Source organism: Marinomonas atlantica, from assembly GCF_001639725.1.
GTDB lineage: Bacteria > Pseudomonadota > Gammaproteobacteria > Pseudomonadales > Marinomonadaceae > Marinomonas > Marinomonas atlantica.
The window spans coordinates 450,147-471,338 of sequence record NZ_LTAW01000004.1 but is presented as its reverse complement, the minus strand read 5'-3'; the positions used below and the strand labels follow the sequence as shown (position 1 = coordinate 471,338).

Genomic DNA, 21,192 nt, shown 5'->3' with positions numbered 1-21,192 from the left:
TGTACAAGAGAATCTATCTAACAACTACAAATATGCTTAATTTTTGAACTATTAATATCTATTCTATGACCCGAAAAGAGCGCATGATGCAACCTTCTCTGTTTGCCTTAGAAGGAATTTTCTGCATGGCACAAACTTATATCGTCGTAGATCAACTGAAAGACTGGTCTGCTTTTCTTGCCAGTGATCACGTGATTACATTCCCACAATATTTATCCCTTACGACGAAGGTAAATGATCGAACACGTATCATTAACCTATGCAAAAGCAGCCGCTATTTATCTGATGGCTACTACTGTTCTTTGCTTGCAGAAAGCCGCGGCCATAATGTGATGCCTTCGGTTAGAACCTTAAACGATTTGAACAAAAAGGCACTCTACGATATTGAATTATCTCAGTGGTTACCGACCATTGCCGAAAAACTCGGTATTCCGGCAGAGCCTACCACCATCAAAGGGCATGCTGTTTTTGGTAATACACTGCAACCTGAACTAAAAGACTTCGCTCGGAAACTGTTTGAAAAGTTTCCATGTCCAGTAATTGAGTTTTCATTGGTTTATAAAAAGCAATGGCAAGTTAAATCGCTAAAGGTCACATCCCATAAATCGTTAAATGATGAAGAAGAAACGTTATTTGCCGAAGCATTGGATGCCTTTAGCAGCAAAGTATGGAACAGGGCACGTAAAAATCGTAGCACGAAATTTGACTTGGCTATGCTGGTCAACCCTGAAGAAGCCATGCCCCCTAGTGACAAGCAAGCTTTGAAAAAGTTTGTTCAAGCGGGCAAGCAGCTTGGTATTCAGGTCGATATCATTGGTCCTAAAGATATCGTTCGACTACCTGAGTACGATGGCTTATTCATTCGCGAAACGACCAACATAGATCACCATACTTATCAGTTTGCCAAAAAAGCAGAAGCAAATGGCTTGGTTGTTATGGACGACCCGCAGTCTATTATGAGATGTACAAACAAGGTGTATTTGGCGGATTTATTCAATACTCATAAAGTCCCTTGTCCAAAAACACGCATTATTCATAAGGGTGAAAGCAATTTAGAGGACACATTGGAGCAGCACATCAGCTACCCAATGGTGATTAAGATTCCAGATGGGGCGTTTTCTAAAGGGGTATTAAAAGCTCAAAACCGTGATGAACTGTCTCAATGTCTCGATGAACTGTTCAAAAAATCAAGTTTGTTGTTAGTACAAGAATACCTTTACACCGAATTTGATTGGCGTATTGGTATTTTAAACAACAAACCGATTTTCGCTTGTCGTTATTACATGGTAAAAAACCATTGGCAGATTTATCAGCACGGCGAATCAAAAAGTGAGAGCGGTGCCTTCGATACTTTACCGACGTTTGAAGTACCAAGGCGTGTGCTTCAAGCAGCTATTGCCGCTACTAAACCGATTGGGAACGGTCTTTACGGGGTGGATGTAAAAGAGCTAAAAGGCCGTGGTTACGTGATCGAAGTAAATGACAATCCAAGCATCGATCGCGGCGTTGAAGACAAATACTTAGGGGATGAACTGTACATGCAGATCATGTCTGAGTTCTTACGTCGAATGCAACAGAAGACTCAAGGCCATTCTGACATCTAATGAATGTATGAGGTGGTCACTTTCTGTGACTCACCTCATATCTCTACGTATTCATTATTCAGATCCAACAGCTTAACGACACCAAACCTCAACTCGTTTTAGGCAACAGCTTTGTGTGAAACTCGAGGCGTTCTTTGTAAGTAAGCTTCCATCTCGGCCATTCCATTTGGCTGATCTACTTTAACTCCGAGGTCACGCATCGTGCTACCAAACGCATGAAGCGTACGAAATAAGTTATGTTCGCGACACTGTTCACCCATCTGCCCAATACGTACAATTGGTTGACCAAACGATCCTGCGATTTCAACACGGTATACGTCGGAAATGTGGTCACAAATCTGTTTTGCCGTTAACCCTTCTGGAATGCAGATACCAACCACAGAATTTAGGCGTGCTTCAGGTTCGATAAACAATTTCAAGCCCATGCCTTCAATACCAGCTTGTAACGCTTTTGAGCAGCGTAGGTGGCGTGCAAAGCGCTTTTCTAGCGTTTCTTCACAAACCAACTTAAGTGCTTCATGCAATGCCATAATGCCGGATACAGGCGCTGTATAATGGTAGCCATCGCGGTGCCAAAAATTTTCCGCCAGCTTCGCATCAAAGCACCAATGCGTAAGTGGAACTGTTCGGTTTTCAATCACTTGCCAAGCTTCATCGGAGAATGCCACCAGCGACACACCGGGAATAGACGACAGTCCTTTTTGCCCTCCCGTAATCACGCAGTCCACTTTCCATTCATCCATTTTCAACGGCATGGTACTCAACGTACACACGGCATCGACTACAACAAGACAACCGTATTCTTTGGCAATCGTTGCAATGTCTTTTAGCGTATAGTTACAAACCGTGTTCGACGTTTCACCTTGCACCATACTAATGACTTTTGGGCGTACTTGCTCTATCGCTTTACGCACTCGTTCTGGGTCCGCAGCTTCATGTACTGGAATGTGCAATTCATGAACATCCGCACCCACGCGCTTAGCCATTTCAGCCATGCGATGACTGAAGAAGCCGTTATTTAAACACAGAATCTTTTCACCAGGTTGCAGCAAGTTAACGGCTGACATTTCCATCGCGGCGGAGGCAGGTCCCGCGACACCAAGTACCCACTTGGACTCTGTTTGAAAGACGTAACGTGCCATGCTCTTCACTTGATCGATGACTTTCGCCATTGTTGGACCAAGATGATTGATCACAACTGAGTTGGCTTTGGCCACGCGCTCAGGGATCGGCACTGGACCCGCACCCATCATCAGCAACGGCTCTTGTGGAAGAATATCGTCAAGTGATTGTAATTCGGGACAAGGAATGCCCGTTGTAGAGTCCATATTTACCTGCCTTTAAATATGATTAATAAAAAAATCCATCTCAACTATTTCGTAAAATCAAATATCGTAATCTTAGTATTTTCAGACCAAAACTCGGTAAAAACTAATTTTCCAAAATAATCTGCTGAAATAATACTGCAATCGACCTATTTTTAAGAGTCTATATTTTGAAAAGAGTCGAATAATCCAAAACTTCTTCTGTCACCCACACAACTCACCAAATTTAGATTTAAACCCTAGTATTATTTACTCCTGAACTTACCAATAAAACCTTTCATCATAAGCCAAAGTAGCTTGCTCAAAAATCAACCGGAACAGTATACAAGACAGTGCAGACACTCATTTTTGCACCAAAACTGACCATTCAGACATATAATAAGCTCCACCGTTAAAACGAAAACGGGTCCCCTGAAACGCCTTAACAACTGTTTAGTTACCTACTATTTAATAGTGGGTAACTTTTTTACACCTCCAGTATGACTTTACAAAACCCTTGCTATACATGGCTTAGCACTGTCATAAATCTGTGTTGCTCAGACTCTAAACTGGTCGATACACAATTTTTTTACAGCACTCTGGCAAGCATATTGCTTTCACTAACCAGTCAGTCATCCATTAATGGCACGGTAGGTGTTCCAAAATAGGTCAGAAGCGCATTTCACTGTTATTCGTAAAAGGAGGAGAGGTTGAAGCGGACGCCACTTCAATCAAACATATGACGACCACATTAATAGTCTTCACAGATCTAGATGGAACTTTACTTGACCACTTTGACTACGCCTTTACTGACGCAGAAGCGGCTCTTTTTAGCTTAAAAACGCTGGGGATCCCATGCGTATTAAACACCAGCAAAACGTATGCGGAACTCCTTGAACTTCGCTTAGCGCTGCGCCACAAGGATCCATTTATTATCGAAAACGGTGCGGCTGTCTATATACCGGCTAATAGTCCGTTGGTGAATATTCATGATCTTGAACGTCGTGGTGATTTTTACGTTCAATCATTTGGCCCCAAGCGCCAGCACCTTATCGAGTTATCTCAGAGTATGAAATCTCGCTACGATTTTATCAGTTATCACGATCTAAGCACTGAACAACTGATGGAGCATACGGGCTTAGACTATCAAACCGCTGAGCTGTCACTGCAACGCGACTTCACCGAACCTTTAATCTGGAACGACTCTAATGCCGCTTTAGAGCGCCTAAGACATGAATTAGCGGCTCAAGGCATTAAAGCGCAAAAAGGTGGACGATTTGTCCATTTAATGGGCGCGCAGTGCGATAAAGCCGTAGCCATGAACTGGCTAAAACAAGCTTATCAAGGCACCTTCCATGAAGACCTTAAAAGTATGGCGTTAGGTGACGGTGAAAACGATGTTGGCATGATCTGCGAAGCAGACATTCCTGTTGTGGTGCGCTCCCCTGTCCATGTCCCACCTGAGATACCTGGACGCTACGACGTTTGGATTACAGATTCTTATGGCCCAAAAGGCTGGAGCGAGGCCATCAACAAAGCCCTAGTAAACGAAGGTTTTATCTAATACCAACTCACTGACGAATCAGCGAGTAAAAGACAGCATGACAACATGCTACAGGAGAGAAAAATGGGTGATTTTTACCAGAATGGCATTATTACAACACTGCACAATTTGTCTCAGCGTCCTCTTGAAGACATGGAAAAAGAACTGTGTGAGTTCGCTAAGAAGCGCCCTATGGCACTTATTTTACCTTGCTTATACTCTGAGCTCGAAACCGATGCCATGCCGAATATCATTAAGCATCTAAAGCAAGTACCTTATCTTTCCGAAATCATTATCGGCTTGGACCGTGCGACCGAAGAACAGTATCGTCATGCCTTGGAGTTTTTCTCTGAGCTACCTCAAAAACACACAGTTTTGTGGAACGATGGCCCACGTCTTCGTGCCATTGATGAAATCCTCAAAGGTGAGAAATTATCGCCAAACGACCCAGGTAAAGGACGCAATGTATGGTTCTGTATGGGCTACGCACTAACGGCATCCGATGCCGATGCCGTGGCAATGCACGACTGTGACATTATCACTTATGACCGCAGCTTGCTGGCACGTTTAATCTATCCTGTCGCAAATCCAAACTTTAACTACGAGTTCTGTAAAGGTTTTTATGCGCGAACTGCTAACGGCAAAATGAATGGCCGTGTTAACCGCCTGCTTGTCACGCCTTTACTCTATTCTTTGAAAAAAGTACTTGGTCACTTAGATTATTTAGATTACTTAGACAGCTACCGCTATTCCTTAGCCGGTGAGTTTTCCTTCCGTCGGGACGTTATGACCGATTTGCGCATACCAAGTGACTGGGGATTAGAGATCGGCGTGCTATCTGAAATGTACCGAAATTATTCAACCAACCGTTTGTGTCAGGTCGACATTGCGGATGCATACGATCACAAACATCAAGATCTATCCGCAGATGATGACGACGGTGGCTTATCTAAAATGTCGATCGACATCACGAAAGCGATCTTTCGCAAACTCGCTACAAACGGCATTGTTTTTAATCAAGAAACATTTCGTACCATCAAAGCTACTTATTACCGTGTCGCTTTAGATTTCATCGAGACATACCGAAATGATGCTGAGATTAATGGTTTAAAATTAGATGTTCATTCCGAAGAGCGCGCAGTTGAACTCTTCGCCAGCAACATCATGAAAGCAGGCAATATGTACCTAGATAATCCTATGGAAGCGCCTTTTATTCCGAGCTGGAACCGTGTCGCAAGCGCCTTCCCTGAAGTGATGCATCAATTAGAAGAGGCCGTTACACAAGATATGAACGAATACACACCAAAGTAGTGTGATGTCATCGGCTCAACACAATGACGACAAAGCAGATAAGATATAAGGTAGGTCATAATGGAAGCAGCGCCACTGTCCCAACTAGAACAACGACTGATTGGGCATTTACAAGTCTTATACCCGCACCTTGATGCGGGTGAAATGGCACGTAACTGTCTCACTACTTTTGGCTTAGATCCTAAAACGACCTCGCCTCAACCGCACAGAAACCTGTGGAATCAATCAGACATCATGCTGATCACCTACGCTGACACATTGCGAAAAGACGGCGAATCACCTCTAAATACATTACATGAGTTTGTAAAAACCAAGCTTGCTGAATGTATTTCAGCGGTTCATCTGTTGCCCTTCTTTCCATACAGCTCAGACGACGGTTTCAGTGTCATGGATTACACATCGGTCAACCCTTCAGCGGGCAAATGGCGCAATATCACTGAGCTTTCTGGCGATTTCAAAGTGATGGGAGATCTCGTGATCAACCATTGCTCCAGTCGAAGCATGTGGTTTGAGAACTTTAAAGCAGGCGTAGAACCTGGGGCTAGTTTTTTTTATGAGGCCGACCCCAATACCGATGTATCAAACGTTGTGCGTCCTAGAACCTCACCATTATTACGTGAGGTACAAACAAAGAATGGCTTAAAGCATGTTTGGTGTACCTTCAGCCACGATCAAGTGGATCTAAACTTTGAAAACCCTAAAGTATTAATTGAGTTTCTGCGCATCATCCGTCTTTACCTTGAAAAAGGCATTCGCTGGTTCCGTTTGGATGCAGTGGCTTTTCTATGGAAAACCCCCGGCACAAGCTGTATCAACCTGCCCAATACACATGAAATGATTCGTTTGTTACGGCTGTTGATTGAGCATTACGCACCCGATGCTGTCATCATTACCGAGACCAATATTCCAAATCGGGAAAACCTTACTTACTTTGGTAATGCCAATGAAGCACACCTGATTTACAACTTTTCTTTACCTCCACTGCTTATTAATACACTCGTTTCCGGTAGCTGCGCACATTTGAAAAACTGGTTAATGCGCATGCCTCCTGCACAACAAGGCACGACTTATTTAAACTTCGTTGCGTCTCATGACGGTGTAGGATTGCGCCCAACGGAAGGATTACTCAGTGAATGGGAGCTTGATAGCCTAATTAACACAATGAAACGGTTCGGCGGAAAAGTCAGCTCGCGCACCACTCCAGCGGGGGAAGCCAAGCCGTACGAAATCAATATCAGCCTTTGGGATGCATTAAGTGGCTCTGTCAGCAAAGGACCTGATCAGTGGCAATTTGCCCGATTTATGTGTGCAGCGGCGGTGCAGTTGGCCTTAGAAGGGTTACCAGCATTTTATATTCACTCTCTTTTTGGCACTGAAAACGATTACCCTCGTGTTGATAACACTGGGCAGTTCCGCTCGATTAATCGACACATTTGGGGCATGGACGATCTTGAGCACAAACTGAATACGCCAACGCATCATCAGAAAGTATTCAATGCGATGCGAAACCTAATCCAAATTCGTCGCGGACAACCCGCCTTCCATCCCAACGCAACACAATATGTTCTGCATACAGGTGATAAGCTGTTTGCATTCTGGCGTCAAAGCCTAGATCGCCGCCAAAGTTTGTTCGCTATTTACAACATTAGCGATGAACCGCAGACCTTTAATCTTGGCGAGCTAAACCTAATTGCAACCGACGATTGGACGGATTTAGTCACAGATACTAAGTACGAAGACAGCCTCGCTCAAGTCACATTAATGCCTTATCAATTTCTTTGGTTGGCCAACAAAAAAAGTAAGGCCAAGTAGTTCTCCTACTTGGCCTACTCATCATTTAAGCTCTTCGCTCAACTAAGCAGAGTTCAGTGAAATAACTCTGCTTAGTTTGCTTCAATATCTTCTGCAATAAATCCACCACTTTGATGCGACCAAAGTTTCGCATAGATACCACCTTGAGAAATAAGTTGCTGATGAGAGCCCTGCTCGACGATAGCCCCTTTATCCAGCACAATTAAACGGTCCATAGCTGCGATCGTTGACAGGCGATGCGCAATAGCGATCACCGTTTTACCTTCCATCAGGCGATATAAACTGTGCTGAATGGCCACTTCCACTTCCGAATCAAGAGCTGAGGTGGCTTCATCTAACACCAAGATCGGAGCATTCTTTAAGAGTACTCGAGCAATGGCAATACGCTGTCGCTGTCCGCCTGATAACTTAATACCGCGCTCCCCGACCATCGCATCGTATCCAGTATTACCATAAGGGTCCGTCAACCCCTGAATAAAGTCATGGGCTTCAGCACGTTTCGCAGCGTCTATCATCTCATCATCGCTGGCGTCTGGGCGGCCATAGAGTAAATTTTCACGTACAGTACGATGCAATAACGACGTATCTTGCGTCACCATACCAATGTTGGCGCGAAGGGTTTCTTGTTGCACATCACGGATGTTTTGACCATCAATGGCAATGGAACCTTTTTCCACATCATGAAAACGCAGTAGAAGGTTCACAATGGTCGATTTACCCGCTCCAGAGCGCCCTACTAGACCTACTTTTTCACCTTTTTTAATATGTAAATTCAGAGCCTCAATGACTGAGGCATCTTGCTTACCATAATGAAAGTCCACTTGATCGAACTTAATATCGCCATCCTTTACGATCAGAGATTTGGCTCCTTCATTGTCTTGAATCGACAGCGGTTTAGACAGCGTCCCCATACCGTCGGCCACCATACCAATATTTTCAAATAAGGCACTTACTTCCCACATAATCCACTGCGACATACCATTCAGGCGCAGGGCCAAACTGACTGCAATGGCAATCGCTCCAACGCTAATAGCACTTCCGATCCACAACCCAATCGCAACCGCCGCAATTGTAAAGGCCAATAAATAGTTTAAGCTTTGCACGCATAGATTAAGCCCTGTCACCAATCGCATCTGCTTATGCACGGTTGCTAAGAAACCATTCATCGACTCTTTGGCGTAGGACACTTCACGCTTGTTGTGAGCAAACAATTTCACTGTCGTAATATTGGTATAGCTGTCAACAATGCGCCCCGTCATGGTAGAGCGTGCGTGCGCCTGCTCTTCTGATATACGACGCAAACGGGGGACAAAATACAGTTGAATCGCAATGTAGCCCACCAGCCACCCCAGCATGGGCAAAACAAGTCGGTAATCCGCTTGCGCAACAAGCACCAACATAGCTATGAAATACACTAGGATATACATCAGTACATCTAATAGCTTCATCACTGTCTCACGGACAGCCAAGGAAGTCTGCATGACTTTAGTCGCTACACGACCGGCAAAATCGTCCTGAAAGAAATCAACGCTTTGACGCAGTACGTAACGATGCGCTAACCAGCGAATTCGCATTGGGTAATTACCCAATAATGTTTGATGTACGATTGCTGAATGTAAAAATGTCACGAGTGGCATGGCCACTAATACCATTAATGACATACCGATCAATCGCCCAGATTCCTCAGACAAGAAAGTCTCAGGATTCTTAGTGACCAACCAGTCCACCAATTGCCCCATAAAGCTAAACAACACCACTTCTAAAATCGCAATGGTCGCCGTTAACAGGGACATTAAAATTAAAGGGACCTCTGCACCTTTCGAGAAATATCGACAAAACGCAAATAAGGTTTTAGGCGCTTGGTCAGGGTCTATATCTGGATAAGCCGTCAACCATCGTTCAAATAACTTCAACATAAAGAGTACAAATCTTAATTAGAGAAAATGAAATTGGCATCAAGTGAAACACAGAACTTAATGGATAACTATCAACCCGATTGCTATGTTTAACCAATTTAGCCGTCTTTCCTTAATTTTGCGTAGGAAGCTATTACCTTAATCTACTACAATTGACAAACTCAACTAGACAACCTTTCAAGGAGTATTATGAAGCTTACGCTACCGGTTATTTTGGTTCTCGGCTTATTGGCCGGCATCACCCCATTGGCCATCGATGCCTATCTTCCGAGCTTTCCTAGCGTAGCAGAAGACCTGAATCAAGATATCAGTCACATTCAGTTAACCCTAAGTGTTTATCTATTTGTGTTTGCTATCTTTCAAATATTCTACGGCCCTCTTTCAGACGCTATTGGTCGTCGAAAAGTTGTTGTTACAGGGTTGATAATTTATAGCTTCGGCAGTTTCTTATGCGCTATCGCTGGCTCTTATGAATGGCTGATGGGCGCGCGCGTTGTACAAGCTATTGGCGGTGCCGCCGTCGCCGTTACGATTCCTGCTCTAGTGAAAGACAACCTAACAACAAATCAATTTGCAAAAGCTATGTCAATGATCATGCTGGTCATGGCATTAGCACCTCTTGTCGCTCCCATTTTGGGCGGTACAATACTGGTCGTATTCAATTGGCATGCAATTTTTATCTTTTTAATGTTACTTGGAATCGTGGCTATCTTTTTATTTTTACGCACCATTCCAGAAACGCTTTCCAAAGAAAAACGTACACCTTTATCGTTAGCCTCTTCTTTGAGCAACTATTTCATGCTCGCCAAGAACCCAATCATTATGGGATACATTACCGCAGGGGCGCTGCACTTTGCTGGTTTAATGTGTTTCGTCACTGGGGCGTCTTTTGTTTACATCAAGATTTATGGCATCAACGAAGGTTTGTTTGGCTTTCTATTTGGTATGAACATCATCACGATGATGATTGCTACGACCATTAATGGTCGTTTTGTAGAAAAGCTAGGCATCGACACGCTGGTTCACTACGCCATGGTGGTATTATTGATTGATGTGGCTGGCTTGATTGTTATGTGTTTCATGGAGCAACCACCGTTGCCTGCTGTGATGTTAGGTATGATGTTGTTCACTGGTCCTATTGGCATTTTAGGCAGCGGTTTTATGGGTGGTGCTATGCGTCGTGCAGGCTCGCTTAACGGCAGTGTGGCAGCGCTTGCAGGCACTATCCGATTCTCATCAGGCGCGCTAAGCGGTGTCGTCCTGAGTATGTTGCATAACGGTACTTTTGTGCCGATGTTGGGTATCATGTCAGTTTGTGGTTTAGGCACTTTTGTGATTTACAAATACGTTAAAAAACTTGAGCAGCTAACACCCATCTCTGACACCCAATAAACAGTAGAGTGATGACCATGCTAACAACGCGAACTTTATTAGAAAGACTGGCTAATGCCCCTGACACTGTTACATTTCAAGACACCATTGATGTCATTGATAATGAATACGACTTTACTCCGACGTCTTTTAAAAATGGCTCGCAGATTAACCAAGCAAATGAGAACAACGGTTCCTGTAAAATTTTCTCTTTCGCGCAATTGAATGATGTGAGTGAATCGTCTGCACTTCATTTATTTGGCGACTTTTTTCGTCAAGACGTTCTTAATAACCCTGAAGGTACTGATCACCAGAACATTCGTCAGTTCATGGTAAATGGCTGGTCTGGCATGCACTTCGAAAGCCAAGCATTATCAAAGAAATAATCATTTAAGGGGCGATATGTCGCCCCTTTTTAATCCAGCCACTGAACTCTTCTCGTATATCTTACTCAAATCAGTACACAGATCCACAACGGCAGAGGTAAATTATGGATTTCGTTGTCTTCGACTTGGATGGCACGCTACTCAATAAACAACAGCGTTTATCCGAAACAACACTCAAGACCCTAGACAAACTTCGCCAAGCTGGAATTGCTTATACAGTTGCCACAGGTCGTACTCATTTGGCCGCTGCGCCTTGCATTCAAGATCATAACTTTCCTCTATGGCAAATCTATAAAAATGGTGTTGAGTGGTGGCACCCTGAGGATCAAGTGTATCGGCATCAAGGTATTCTTGAGCGTCATATGATTGAAGCGACGCTTACGTCTTTTTCTGAACAAGAAGTGACTCCTTTTATTTTTTGTATAGAAAACGATGGCCAACAATCAGTGTATTACCCACCAACTCATAACCATTATGGGGAAACCGTCTACAAAGAACTGGCAAGTCACCAGAATCTTCTAATGAGCAGTATTGATAACATGCCTAACAACGCTCGTATCATCAATATCAGTGCGTTAGGCCACCCTGATATGCTGAGTTCGATTGTGGAAAACTGTCAGGGACAAGAGCATTTAGTCGCCTACAGTGGCGGTGGCATCTATCATTCAGAAACGCATTGGATCGACATTCACCATAGCAGCACATGTAAAGGTTCCGCTATTGAACAACTAAAGCAGGAACTTAATGCGACAAATTTGATCGTATTTGGTGATGGAGACAATGACTTAACCATGTTCAAGATCGCAGATGAAGCCTATGCAACTGACAATGCGCCAAATTACATTAAGGCTCAAGCATCAGGCACGGTTGGACATCATGATGAAGATGGCGTAGCGTTGTTCTTAAATAAACGCTTTGGTTTATAATTGCCGATAGTGATAAAGTGTCTCTCTGTTACGAAATTGCAACAAAAGACGCTTTACGGATTATCACTATTGGCTCATAGTAGAATCATAATTAAACAAGTGGAGAGAGATTATGTTTGAATTTGCCTTATTTTTCGCGGCCATTGCTGGAGCGTTTTGGATGGCACATTCCTTGGTCAAGCAAGTTTCCCGTCCAACAATGAAAGCTCAGCCGATCAAAATTGAGACTGAGAAGAAAGCGCATCCACGTCGCCAAAATCGCTTTCCAGATTAATCTATGTATTTCATTTATAAAAGGCCATGATTTGTGGCCTTTTTCATTTACACAATGTCATATTCTTTTAGTTTATTAGCAATTGAGCTGTGACTGACATTTAGGAATTTCGCTAATTTTCGCGTACTTGGATATTGCGGATACAGTTTACGTAAAACCTGCGCCTCATACGCTTTAACCGTTTTATCCAATGATCCTTCTATCAACTCAATTGGCATTGTTTGGTTCAGTTCTAAAGGCAAATCCTTTGACTCTATAATATTGCTTTTAGCCACTTGTCTCGCTTGATACAAACACGATTCCAATTCTTTTAAATTACCTGGCCAATTGTGCATTTTTAACGTCGCAAGCGCATTCTTACTAATCCCCATAAAGGGTTCATTGTAGCGTTCACAGGCCTCCTCCAATATATCCATTGCGAGACCCAATAAATCTTCTTTTCGATCTCTCAGCGGTGGTACTGATATTTGAAACTCACTCAACCTGAAATACAGCTCATCCCTAAGATGATCCTGTTGGCGCAAAGCTTCATTGGACAGTTGAGAAAGGCCAATCACACGACTAGGCGCTTCATCTTGATATAAACGGCTTGGCTGCTCTTGTAACCACTGAATTAATTGAACTTGGCATGCGTCGGTAAGAAGCTCTATATCGCTAAATGCAATCCATCCTCCTCGATAAAGCACTTCATCAAGGATAGCTGGAGTAACTTTCGCCGACGTAATAAAGGATAGCCTAGCCTCATGCTCTAAGTATTGCTCTTGCCAATATTGGAAAACTGCTTCGAGCAAGCGCTTTTTGCCAACAGCAAACTCTCCCGTTAGCAGCATAGAGCTGTCCGTTGCGATATACGCCTTAGTGAATCCTAAACAGCGCTTCATCGCTGAGCTTTTAGTCAATTCAGGCTTCAGAAAACCTTGCAATGCATGCTGCACATTCGGAGCTTTGCGCAGGCTTGAAGCTTGTCGCCCCAAACGCTGAGCCGAATGAATATGGATGACGCCACCCGCACACACTCGCTGCGCATTCTCATTAGTCACATAAAAAGGCTGCATTTCTAATAGCGTAAGCTGTCCATTTAAACGGAGTCGCTTAGTTACCCCGCCTTGAAGATGCACCCAGTCCAAACGCTCAAAGGCAACACTGCCAATATAATGACTAAGGGGTTGTTGCAACAGCTCATTTAGGGGAACGCCTAAATCCTGTGCGGCTTGGCTTGTTGCCATGGTCACGTGACCTTTTATGTCAACCGCAACAACACCATCAGGAAGCGCTTCTAAGAGAGTATGAATAGCATTTTGCTCTTGCTCTGAAGGCGTATAATGAACAGTCTTAACATCTGACACACCGCGGAGTCGACGAATACCAGCAAGTAGTTGCGTTAAGAACTGAAATTCAATGTCATCAAAACCAACATATAAACATCCAGAACGACTGTCTATTTCAATGCGACGCATATCAATATGATAGGGCACCAATAAGTCTAAAATTTCTCGCACCATACCGATTCGGTCTTCACACCGCACTTCTAAACGCATTGTTGCCTCACTCGCATTCTATATTGTGGTAAAGATAACATACCACAGCGATATACGACCTTAGTCATATGAAACCACTCCACAAGTTCTATTCATACCGAAAATACAGTATCATGCGTGGCCATTATTAGTCGAAATGGTCTCCTTATGCAGCTCGATAAAATCGACCTCAATCTCCTGAGATATCTTGATTCTCTCTTACGTGAGCAAAACGTCACTCACGCAGCCAATCAGCTTGGCATCACACAGCCCGCCATGAGTAATGGACTCCGCCGTCTAAGAGACTTGTTTCACGATCCTCTTCTTGTCCGTACTAGTGACGGCATGATGCCAACCGCGCTGGCGATCCAACTTCAGCCGCGCGTACGCAGCATTTTACAATCGGTTGATGAAGTGTTGCATTTAGGCCATAACTTTGATGCCGAGTCGAGCACTCGTGTATTCCGCATCATGGCAAGTGACTATGCCGAAGCAACCTTGATACCGCCATTGATGCAAAAGCTTCAAAAAGAAGCCCCACACGTCATCATGGATGTCATGAATCCAAGTGATGTGAGCTTCCATGACGTTGAAAAAGGAAAAGTAGATTTAGTCATCAACCGTTTCGATACATTGCCTCAATCATTTCACCAAAAATCCGTCTGGGTTGACCGATTTTCGTGTTTGGTTCCTAACGATGGTCGCTACGGTGACGAACTGAGCCTCGAAGACTATCTGGACGCGCAACATGTTTGGGTAAGCAAAACTGGTTTCGGTGTGGGTGTCGGCATCCAGCCTGAAGAAGTTCAAAAGCTAGGCTGGGTTGATTCTACACTCGCAGAATTAGGCCATAAACGTAACATCCGCTTGTTTACGCGTAGCTATAATGTAGCCATGCGTTCTACTAAACAGCTTGGGCTTGTCGCCACCCTACCCTCATTGGCCACAAGACTGTTGCATGACAGTCCGACTGTAAAAGTCGTACCGCCGCCTTTTGACATCCCACCTGTGGAACTCAAAATGCTGTGGAGCCCTCTACTGCAACATGATCCTGGCCATATCTGGCTACGCTCAACGATTGCAGGTTGCGCCCGTACCATTGCTGAAAATGCGGATCTTTAAAAAATCCAAAAAAATAGCCGCTTACAATAAGCGGCTATTCATATACTCTAAGATTCTGAAAAACAGTTTAAGGCACAGTGTTTAAAGCCTCTACCGCTTCCGCCTCACTTGCTACCGTTACATGCAAGTCAGTAATGTGTCCGTTATTAATACTGTAGCACCAGCCATGAACCGTCAGGTCTTGGCCTCGTTTCCAAGCGTTTAAAACAATGCTGGTCTGACAAACATTCGCAACTTGCTCGATAACATTCAACTCACACATACGGTCAAACTTCACTTTATCATCAATGATCGCATCCACTTCCGCTTTATTTAGTCGGTAGACATCTTTGATATGACGGAGCCAGTTATCAATTAAACCGTACTCTTTCGTTTCCATTGCCGCTTTAATACCACCACAACCGTAATGACCGACCACCATGATGTGTTTTACTTGTAAAACATCCACAGCGTACTGGATAACAGACAAACAATTTAAGTCTGTATGCACTACCACATTCGCAATATTGCGATGAACAAACACTTCGCCTGGCAATAAGTCGACAATCTGATTCGCCGGCACGCGGCTATCAGCACAACCAATCCATAGATAATCAGGTTTTTGCTGCTCTGATAATTTATTAAAAAACGTCGGATCTTCAGCCGTTACTTTTGTGGCCCATTCACGATTTTTATCAAAAAGAACACCCAATTTACTCGACATTATTTTTTCCTTGCTTTTGATACCAGCGCAACTTGATGTCCGCTGTTAGATCAATCATTTGAAGCGCTAATGCGGCTTGACGCCCTTCATATGGCGCTTTGTGTATATGAGGGGTCATACTTAATAATTGCCCTATTTGTTCTGCATCCGTCAGCGTAAAAGAGAACCGATGGTTTAACTCGTGCTTTAACTCGAAGCCATCCAAACCTTCAGCAAATGTTGCGTGGTAAGGCTTAATTTCTGGGTAAAGTATTTTTCTAAGCTCAATCAAGTGATCCGAACCCGACTCCACCAACAGCAGCCACCCTTGCTGTTTAAGAACTCTTGCAAACTCTGAAACAACAGGAAAACCAAATGCACACATCACCCAATCAAAACGACCTTCAGCAACAGGAATATGGGCATTGCTGCCAACTATCCAATCGATCTGTTTATCTCTTTTACTGGCATCTGTAATAGCCCATTTCGAAATATCCAAACCGGTTGCATCTAATTGAGTTTGCTCGCGCAAGTGTTTAGATAAAAGGCGCAAGTAATGACCTTCACCACAGCCTGCATCAAAGACCGATAACTCCGACACTTGTTTAGGGTGCAGGGGCAAGCTATCCAGAATCGCATGGATAACAGGATCATAATGACCGTTAGCCAAGAATTCGCGGCGTGACGCGACCATCTCTTTACTGTCACCTGGGTCTTTAGAATGCTTTTTTTGCACAGGAAGAAGGTTCACGTAGCCTGTTTTGGCAATGTCATAAGCATGTCCTTTTGGACAAACCAAAGTGCGTTCATTACGCTCTAAAGGCAGCTGATCTAAAGGGCAGCATAAATGTTCGAGGTGGGACACTCGGACTCCAAATTTCGATGGGGATCAACAGATTAAGAATGGATTGAATACTAACAAAAAGCGAATAAAATTGATGTGCTAGATTGCCAAAATATGACTTTTTCACGTTACCTTATAGGGTTTCAGGATCAATAAAAGCCTCTAAATCGGGGCCGCGATTATTTAAGTACTCGACAAAGTCTGTACTCGACATTGGTTTAGCAAACAAAAAACCCTGCACTTCTTGGCATTGATAATTCGTTAGCAAATTCATCTGCGATCGACTCTCAACACCTTCTGCAACTACTTTCAGATTCAGGCTTTGCGCCATAGCAATGGTTGCTTTTACAATCGCATCATCATCACTGTCTACACCTAAATCCTGAATAAAAGAGCGGTCAATTTTGAGAGATTGGATAGGGAATTTCTTTAGGTAGGCAAGAGACGAATACCCGGTTCCGAAATCGTCAATCGACAGCATAATGCCCATTTCTCGGAATGCATGAAGCTTTTTGATGGTTTCATGGGCATCTGACATCAACATACTTTCGGTTAGCTCTAACTCAAGGTATTTAGGGTCAATCTTTGTCTCAGTTAAAATGTCTTGTACAATATCGACTAAATCATGTTGCAAAAACTGACGACCCGATAAATTAACCGAAACATTTATAGGTGGAAGCCCTAAAGATTGCCACTCTTGTATATGCTGGCAGGCACGTCTTATGACCCACTCTCCAAGAGGCAATATTAGACCACTTTCTTCCGCAACTGGAATAAATTGATCCGGCGGTATCATACCCCACTCTGGATGATGCCAACGTAGCAACGCCTCAGCCCCTACTGTGCATTCATCCGTAGAGCGTACTTTAGGTTGATAATATAACTCAAACTGACCTTCTTCGATTGCTTTACGTAAGCCGCCGCCCAAGGTGAGATAAGCGCTGTAACACTCAGTCATGCTTTCATCAAATATACGATAACCATTGTGCGTATTCGATTTTGAACGATACATAGCTGCATCAGCATTTTTTAACAAAGAGTCAATGTCTTCCCCATGCTCGGGGTAACAAGCAATTCCGATACTTGCTGTAATCACCATTTCCATTTCTGAAACAGGATAGGTTTGCTCTCCAGTAGCATGAATATCAACAGCAATATCCAACAACTCCTGAGTATCGCGAATGTGCTCTAGCACAACCACAAACTCATCACCACCTAAGCGGTAAAGACAAGATCTTGACGGTATCGTGTTCTTAATTCGATTAGCGACTTGCTGAAGCAGTTGATCGCCAACCCGATGTCCAAACGTATCGTTAACAACTTTGAAACCATCTAAGTCTAAAAACATTAAACCAAATCGGCGATTCCGTTTAATAGCGTTGATTTTAGCTTTCTCTAACTGCTGATAAAGCAAATGCCGATTAGGTAAATGGGTTAACTCGTCGTAGTTTTGCCACTTAAATAGCTCAACCTCAAGATCTCGAACTTCTTGGATATCCTGTGCAAACAGATCCACATTGCCACTATCTGGATTCACATGTGCTTCAAGTTTAAACCAACGTACACCATCTGACGTCGAAAGCCTTAACTCTTGTTGTACAACTTGGTCAAACTTAACACGTTGAATGAAATAACTCGCAGCACCACTGACTGCAAACAGGTCTTTAATATGTTGAACGGTGTGGAACAAGCTCTCTGCTCGGCGACTAAGAAATAGTCTCTCACCATCACAGGAAAAGGTCATAAGGATAAGAGAGTTAAGACTTTCAGGTAAGTTTTTACGGCCGTAGTAGCGCGGCAAATGGTTCGACACTTCAGCGGGGCATATACATGCCTCCACAGAAAAGCCGTGGTGATTCACCCCTAGTGAAATAACACTAGCGGTACAGCGATAAAGCATATTACTCACATCACGAATTAACCAGTGAAAGCATAGCAAAGTGCTTTTATCAGATTGACTCAAAAATTGGGTTAGATCATCCTTTAGTTCGCGATCAATATACGTTAAACCATCGCGACTTACACCAAGGGCTTCCCCAAACCGTTTTTTTGCAGTGGGGTTGCTCCATGACACAGTTCCTTGTTCTAAATCTATCACCCAAGCGGCCTTTTTGGGGCTTGGCACCAAGAACTCTACAGCGTCTGTCATGTCTCAATTTTATGTACGAATTAAGCTACAATTTATGCCTCATTAAGATTGATTTTTCAAGTATTACCACTCATCTGGGCAAACAAATAGCCAGAAAACACTAGTTTTACTCGTATCCGATTTTCTAATACACGAAAACAAGACTGGCCTTGGGTCATCCTCAAATCGAATGGCCAACTCTTTTTTCAGCGTTTTATTCATCTGTTTTTTATCAGATTTTATTGAGTTAGGCGTAATCCAATAAGGTTTCTGCGCCTCCCTCAGATCATAAAGAAAGTGCTCTAATACTAGAATTCGATTGAGCCTTACCCAACCGCCATTGTATTTTTGGTATTCAAAAAATGCCTTAGCATCAATATTTAAGTCGTAAAAATGGCGACCAAAAATCATCAAATTTGGTGTTACAGCAGTGTCATTTGAGAAGGATTTCAACCAAGACTGTCCTTCTTCAACATTCAACACCTTAAGCTGATGATCACGAGCATGTGTTTGTTTTCTTACTAAACTGTCATGTTTATTTGGGCCAATCCAACAATGAGGGTTTAAATCATTTCTTTCCAGATAAAACTTCAAGGCTATTTCAAATTGAAATATCATTTCTGCTCTATTCTTAATCAGCAGATCAACTTCCCCATAGGTTTTACCCGCTATATGAATTTGCTCATGTTCAGCCAATACTTGAACATCTGCAAAATGCTGAACTGCAAATGAGAACAACTGCTCAAAGTAAGTACCCAAAAAATGTGACTTGGCTTGCGCCATCCACTGCACCAATGGCTCAGGCTGATCAGACAAAAGCTTCAAATTGCTTCGCCAGCCTTTAATAAGAAAACCTGCAAGCGGATAATCCAACACAAAACTTTCCCGCTCCTCTAGCAACCACTCTAGATCCGCGAGCAATTGATCAGCAGCATGCAACGTCATTCTTGGGCACTTCGGCTTAAAAATCGATCTATCGCGTCACTCACCAACATTAAGTGCTTAACATGGCTTACCTCTAGCCCTCTAAAAGCTTCTTCGACCATTGGCGAAATATGGCAACGGCCTGGTAAAGGCTGTTGAAATTCAATCATTTCTTTAAATCGCTCGATTAATACATAACGCAGCCACTGTTCGAAGCTCATCGTATCAATGCAAAAAGGCTGCACTGAGGCTAATGCTTCTGTACTAGGCGGTTTGGTTTGCCAAACGTGAGCCTGCTGCATGGCCATTTGCAATTCTAATACCAAATCGGCTAATTCTGTGTAACGTTGAATCGATTGGGACAACTGATTTTTCTCCTAAAAAACGGTATGATTCGAGCTTTGAGTCACTTAAGTTTGGGCACACATCACAGCTATGCAAAATATTGAATCTCTAAGCGATCTTTTCAGTGCCGTTGGGTGCAAGGCGACATTTTACGATGTTGGTCGACATATTACTAAAATCACGCCGCAACAGGTTATTCAGTTCGATACAAAGCAGCAAGTTTATCCGTACGCATTCCGTAAACAAGCTTGGCTTGCTTGCGTGTTAACGGAAAAACAAAAACCGCTAAAAGACGGGGAAGTTGTCTGGTTTCTAAAATTACCTCTCGACGAATCGGGCTGCTTGAACTTGGGAACACGTGATCTATTTATCAAAACCATCGTTGATAAAATCATGCATAAAGGGACTGAACAAGGTGTTCAAGAAGCCCTTGAAGACAACCCTTACGCATTTCAACCAGATCAAGATCGACTCGCTAGCTTCCACGCCATGCTCGCACGAGACTTAAAGCAGCCTACATCCCACTATTTAGATGACGTGCTTTCCTATTTAAAAAGCGAGCAATTAGACGACCCTGAAACGTGGAGCCATTTAGGGTTACAAGGGTTAGCTGATTTGGCGGCAAGAGCAGAAGAGCTAAATCTGAAAGCTCTGCAGATCAAAGCAATTCAAAGTGCCCCCAATGAAGTACGCTTCCCACTTTGCCATGCAATGGAACATTATGTTCAAGGTGCTGACACAGTGAAAGCAGTGTGTGAAGAAATGATGGAACACTCGATCACTGCAAGCGATGCTGCTCATTTAATTCGCGCCATTTCACGCAATGATTTTGCTACGGACCTATTTATCCCGTTATTTACTTTACTAGGCGATATCAGCCATTGTGATGATAATCAGCTAGAGCTAATTGCATCGCTGGTTGCAAAGTGTCCACACTGGATTGCAGGACAAGGCCAATTGCTGCGAATCATCCTAGAAAAATTAGCGCATCGTGATGATGCGCAATTAGGTTTCAAACACATTGTCGCTGAATTGACCCAACAACCAGAAACACGCACAGCAACTTGGCATGTATTGCGTTCAGATCATGCCAGCGAAGCGCTGCAAAATGCAGTTTGTAATTTGTTCACTCCTGCAAGCTCAACACTGCAGTAAGCACTAAATAATCAACATCCGTCACTGA

Annotated in this window: 18 protein-coding genes; 10 read left to right on the top strand and 8 right to left on the bottom strand. The window is 43.4% G+C overall.

The window, feature by feature from the left end; translation table 11 throughout:
- The first annotated feature begins 125 nt into the window (after nucleotides 1-125).
- Nucleotides 126-1,604 carry a RimK family protein gene (locus tag AYW75_RS09760; RefSeq protein ID WP_067098911.1) on the top strand — a complete coding sequence of 493 codons (1,479 nt, stop codon included), beginning with the start codon at nucleotides 126-128 and terminating at the stop codon, nucleotides 1,602-1,604.
- Between the two features lie 98 nt (nucleotides 1,605-1,702).
- Here the strand turns inward: AYW75_RS09760 and AYW75_RS09755 are convergent, their stop codons facing one another.
- Nucleotides 1,703-2,932 (bottom strand): pyridoxal-phosphate-dependent aminotransferase family protein, encoded by a 1,230-nt coding sequence (locus AYW75_RS09755; protein ID WP_067098801.1) that lies wholly within the window; start codon nucleotides 2,930-2,932, stop codon nucleotides 1,703-1,705.
- Nucleotides 2,933-3,647: 715 nt separating this feature from the next.
- Here AYW75_RS09755 and AYW75_RS09750 point away from each other — a divergent pair.
- The 3 genes from AYW75_RS09750 (at nucleotide 3,648) to AYW75_RS09740 (ending at nucleotide 7,574) form a co-directional block, all read left to right on the top strand.
- Nucleotides 3,648-4,472, top strand: coding sequence for an HAD-IIB family hydrolase (locus AYW75_RS09750; RefSeq protein WP_067098799.1), 825 nt, complete (start codon nucleotides 3,648-3,650; stop codon nucleotides 4,470-4,472).
- Between the two features lie 63 nt (nucleotides 4,473-4,535).
- Nucleotides 4,536-5,762, top strand: a complete 1,227-nt coding sequence (locus tag AYW75_RS09745) for a glycosyltransferase family protein (protein ID WP_067098796.1) — start codon at nucleotides 4,536-4,538, stop codon at nucleotides 5,760-5,762.
- A gap of 60 nt (nucleotides 5,763-5,822) precedes the next feature.
- Entirely contained in the window at nucleotides 5,823-7,574 is a 1,752-nt protein-coding gene (locus tag AYW75_RS09740) for an alpha-amylase family glycosyl hydrolase (RefSeq protein ID WP_067098794.1), read from the top strand.
- A 71-nt stretch (nucleotides 7,575-7,645) separates the two neighbouring features.
- Here AYW75_RS09740 and AYW75_RS09735 read toward each other — a convergent pair whose 3' ends face one another.
- Complete coding sequence (locus AYW75_RS09735; protein WP_067098791.1) at nucleotides 7,646-9,490, bottom strand: ABC transporter ATP-binding protein; 1,845 nt, start codon at nucleotides 9,488-9,490, stop codon at nucleotides 7,646-7,648.
- 189 nt (nucleotides 9,491-9,679) lie between these two features.
- Between AYW75_RS09735 and AYW75_RS09730 the strand changes: the two genes are divergently transcribed.
- The 4 genes from AYW75_RS09730 to AYW75_RS18795 all read left to right on the top strand — a co-directional run bounded on the left by AYW75_RS09730 (nucleotide 9,680) and on the right by AYW75_RS18795 (nucleotide 12,447).
- Nucleotides 9,680-10,882, top strand: a complete 1,203-nt coding sequence (locus AYW75_RS09730) for a Bcr/CflA family multidrug efflux MFS transporter (RefSeq protein ID WP_067098790.1) — start codon at nucleotides 9,680-9,682, stop codon at nucleotides 10,880-10,882.
- Between the two features lie 17 nt (nucleotides 10,883-10,899).
- A complete protein-coding gene (locus AYW75_RS09725; protein ID WP_067038669.1) occupies nucleotides 10,900-11,247 on the top strand; it encodes a HopJ type III effector protein in 348 nt (115 codons plus the stop codon).
- A gap of 104 nt (nucleotides 11,248-11,351) precedes the next feature.
- Nucleotides 11,352-12,173, top strand: coding sequence for an HAD-IIB family hydrolase (locus tag AYW75_RS09720; RefSeq protein WP_067098787.1), 822 nt, complete (start codon nucleotides 11,352-11,354; stop codon nucleotides 12,171-12,173).
- A 112-nt stretch (nucleotides 12,174-12,285) separates the two neighbouring features.
- Nucleotides 12,286-12,447, top strand: a complete 162-nt coding sequence (locus AYW75_RS18795) for a hypothetical protein (protein ID WP_156489070.1) — start codon at nucleotides 12,286-12,288, stop codon at nucleotides 12,445-12,447.
- A 47-nt stretch (nucleotides 12,448-12,494) separates the two neighbouring features.
- Here AYW75_RS18795 and AYW75_RS09715 read toward each other — a convergent pair whose 3' ends face one another.
- Complete coding sequence (locus AYW75_RS09715) at nucleotides 12,495-13,985, bottom strand: TyrR/PhhR family helix-turn-helix DNA-binding protein (protein ID WP_067098784.1); 1,491 nt, start codon at nucleotides 13,983-13,985, stop codon at nucleotides 12,495-12,497.
- Nucleotides 13,986-14,132: 147 nt separating this feature from the next.
- Here AYW75_RS09715 and AYW75_RS09710 point away from each other — a divergent pair, with 147 nt between their 5' ends.
- Nucleotides 14,133-15,086 carry a LysR family transcriptional regulator gene (locus AYW75_RS09710; RefSeq protein WP_067098782.1) on the top strand — a complete coding sequence of 318 codons (954 nt, stop codon included), beginning with the start codon at nucleotides 14,133-14,135 and terminating at the stop codon, nucleotides 15,084-15,086.
- A gap of 67 nt (nucleotides 15,087-15,153) precedes the next feature.
- On the opposite strand, the gene can is transcribed toward AYW75_RS09710, so the two are convergent.
- The 5 genes from can to AYW75_RS09685 form a co-directional block, all read right to left on the bottom strand.
- Nucleotides 15,154-15,789 (bottom strand): carbonate dehydratase, encoded by a 636-nt coding sequence (gene can, locus AYW75_RS09705; RefSeq protein WP_067098779.1) that lies wholly within the window; start codon nucleotides 15,787-15,789, stop codon nucleotides 15,154-15,156.
- Complete coding sequence (locus AYW75_RS09700; protein WP_067098776.1) at nucleotides 15,779-16,633, bottom strand: putative RNA methyltransferase; 855 nt, start codon at nucleotides 16,631-16,633, stop codon at nucleotides 15,779-15,781. Before AYW75_RS09700 ends, can begins: the two co-directional genes overlap by 11 nt.
- Nucleotides 16,634-16,745: 112 nt before the next feature.
- Nucleotides 16,746-18,761 (bottom strand): putative bifunctional diguanylate cyclase/phosphodiesterase, encoded by a 2,016-nt coding sequence (locus tag AYW75_RS09695; RefSeq protein ID WP_067098775.1) that lies wholly within the window; start codon nucleotides 18,759-18,761, stop codon nucleotides 16,746-16,748.
- 63 nt (nucleotides 18,762-18,824) lie between these two features.
- Complete coding sequence (locus AYW75_RS09690; protein ID WP_197478932.1) at nucleotides 18,825-19,616, bottom strand: DUF1853 family protein; 792 nt, start codon at nucleotides 19,614-19,616, stop codon at nucleotides 18,825-18,827.
- A 65-nt stretch (nucleotides 19,617-19,681) separates the two neighbouring features.
- The gene (locus AYW75_RS09685; RefSeq protein WP_067098772.1) at nucleotides 19,682-20,029 is read right to left on the bottom strand and encodes a YqcC family protein; all 348 of its coding nucleotides are present in this window, start codon (nucleotides 20,027-20,029) and stop codon (nucleotides 19,682-19,684) included.
- Nucleotides 20,030-20,099: 70 nt separating this feature from the next.
- Here AYW75_RS09685 and AYW75_RS09680 point away from each other — a divergent pair, with 70 nt between their 5' ends.
- Nucleotides 20,100-21,164 (top strand): DUF3549 family protein, encoded by a 1,065-nt coding sequence (locus tag AYW75_RS09680; protein WP_067098771.1) that lies wholly within the window; start codon nucleotides 20,100-20,102, stop codon nucleotides 21,162-21,164.
- The last annotated feature ends 28 nt before the right edge of the window (nucleotides 21,165-21,192 follow it).

What these genes read in the sequence shown, in the direction of transcription:
- AYW75_RS09760 (WP_067098911.1), top strand. Translation starts at nt 126, where the DNA reads ATGGCACAAACTTATATCGTCGTAGATCAACTGAAAGACTGGTCTGCT.
- AYW75_RS09755 (WP_067098801.1), bottom strand. Translation starts at nt 2,932, where the DNA reads ATGGACTCTACAACGGGCATTCCTTGTCCCGAATTACAATCACTTGAC.
- AYW75_RS09750 (WP_067098799.1), top strand. Translation starts at nt 3,648, where the DNA reads ATGACGACCACATTAATAGTCTTCACAGATCTAGATGGAACTTTACTT.
- AYW75_RS09745 (WP_067098796.1), top strand. Translation starts at nt 4,536, where the DNA reads ATGGGTGATTTTTACCAGAATGGCATTATTACAACACTGCACAATTTG.
- AYW75_RS09740 (WP_067098794.1), top strand. Translation starts at nt 5,823, where the DNA reads ATGGAAGCAGCGCCACTGTCCCAACTAGAACAACGACTGATTGGGCAT.
- AYW75_RS09735 (WP_067098791.1), bottom strand. Translation starts at nt 9,490, where the DNA reads ATGTTGAAGTTATTTGAACGATGGTTGACGGCTTATCCAGATATAGAC.
- AYW75_RS09730 (WP_067098790.1), top strand. Translation starts at nt 9,680, where the DNA reads ATGAAGCTTACGCTACCGGTTATTTTGGTTCTCGGCTTATTGGCCGGC.
- AYW75_RS09725 (WP_067038669.1), top strand. Translation starts at nt 10,900, where the DNA reads ATGCTAACAACGCGAACTTTATTAGAAAGACTGGCTAATGCCCCTGAC.
- AYW75_RS09720 (WP_067098787.1), top strand. Translation starts at nt 11,352, where the DNA reads ATGGATTTCGTTGTCTTCGACTTGGATGGCACGCTACTCAATAAACAA.
- AYW75_RS18795 (WP_156489070.1), top strand. Translation starts at nt 12,286, where the DNA reads ATGTTTGAATTTGCCTTATTTTTCGCGGCCATTGCTGGAGCGTTTTGG.
- AYW75_RS09715 (WP_067098784.1), bottom strand. Translation starts at nt 13,985, where the DNA reads ATGCGTTTAGAAGTGCGGTGTGAAGACCGAATCGGTATGGTGCGAGAA.
- AYW75_RS09710 (WP_067098782.1), top strand. Translation starts at nt 14,133, where the DNA reads ATGCAGCTCGATAAAATCGACCTCAATCTCCTGAGATATCTTGATTCT.
- can (WP_067098779.1), bottom strand. Translation starts at nt 15,789, where the DNA reads ATGTCGAGTAAATTGGGTGTTCTTTTTGATAAAAATCGTGAATGGGCC.
- AYW75_RS09695 (WP_067098775.1), bottom strand. Translation starts at nt 18,761, where the DNA reads ATGACAGACGCTGTAGAGTTCTTGGTGCCAAGCCCCAAAAAGGCCGCT.
- AYW75_RS09680 (WP_067098771.1), top strand. Translation starts at nt 20,100, where the DNA reads ATGCAAAATATTGAATCTCTAAGCGATCTTTTCAGTGCCGTTGGGTGC.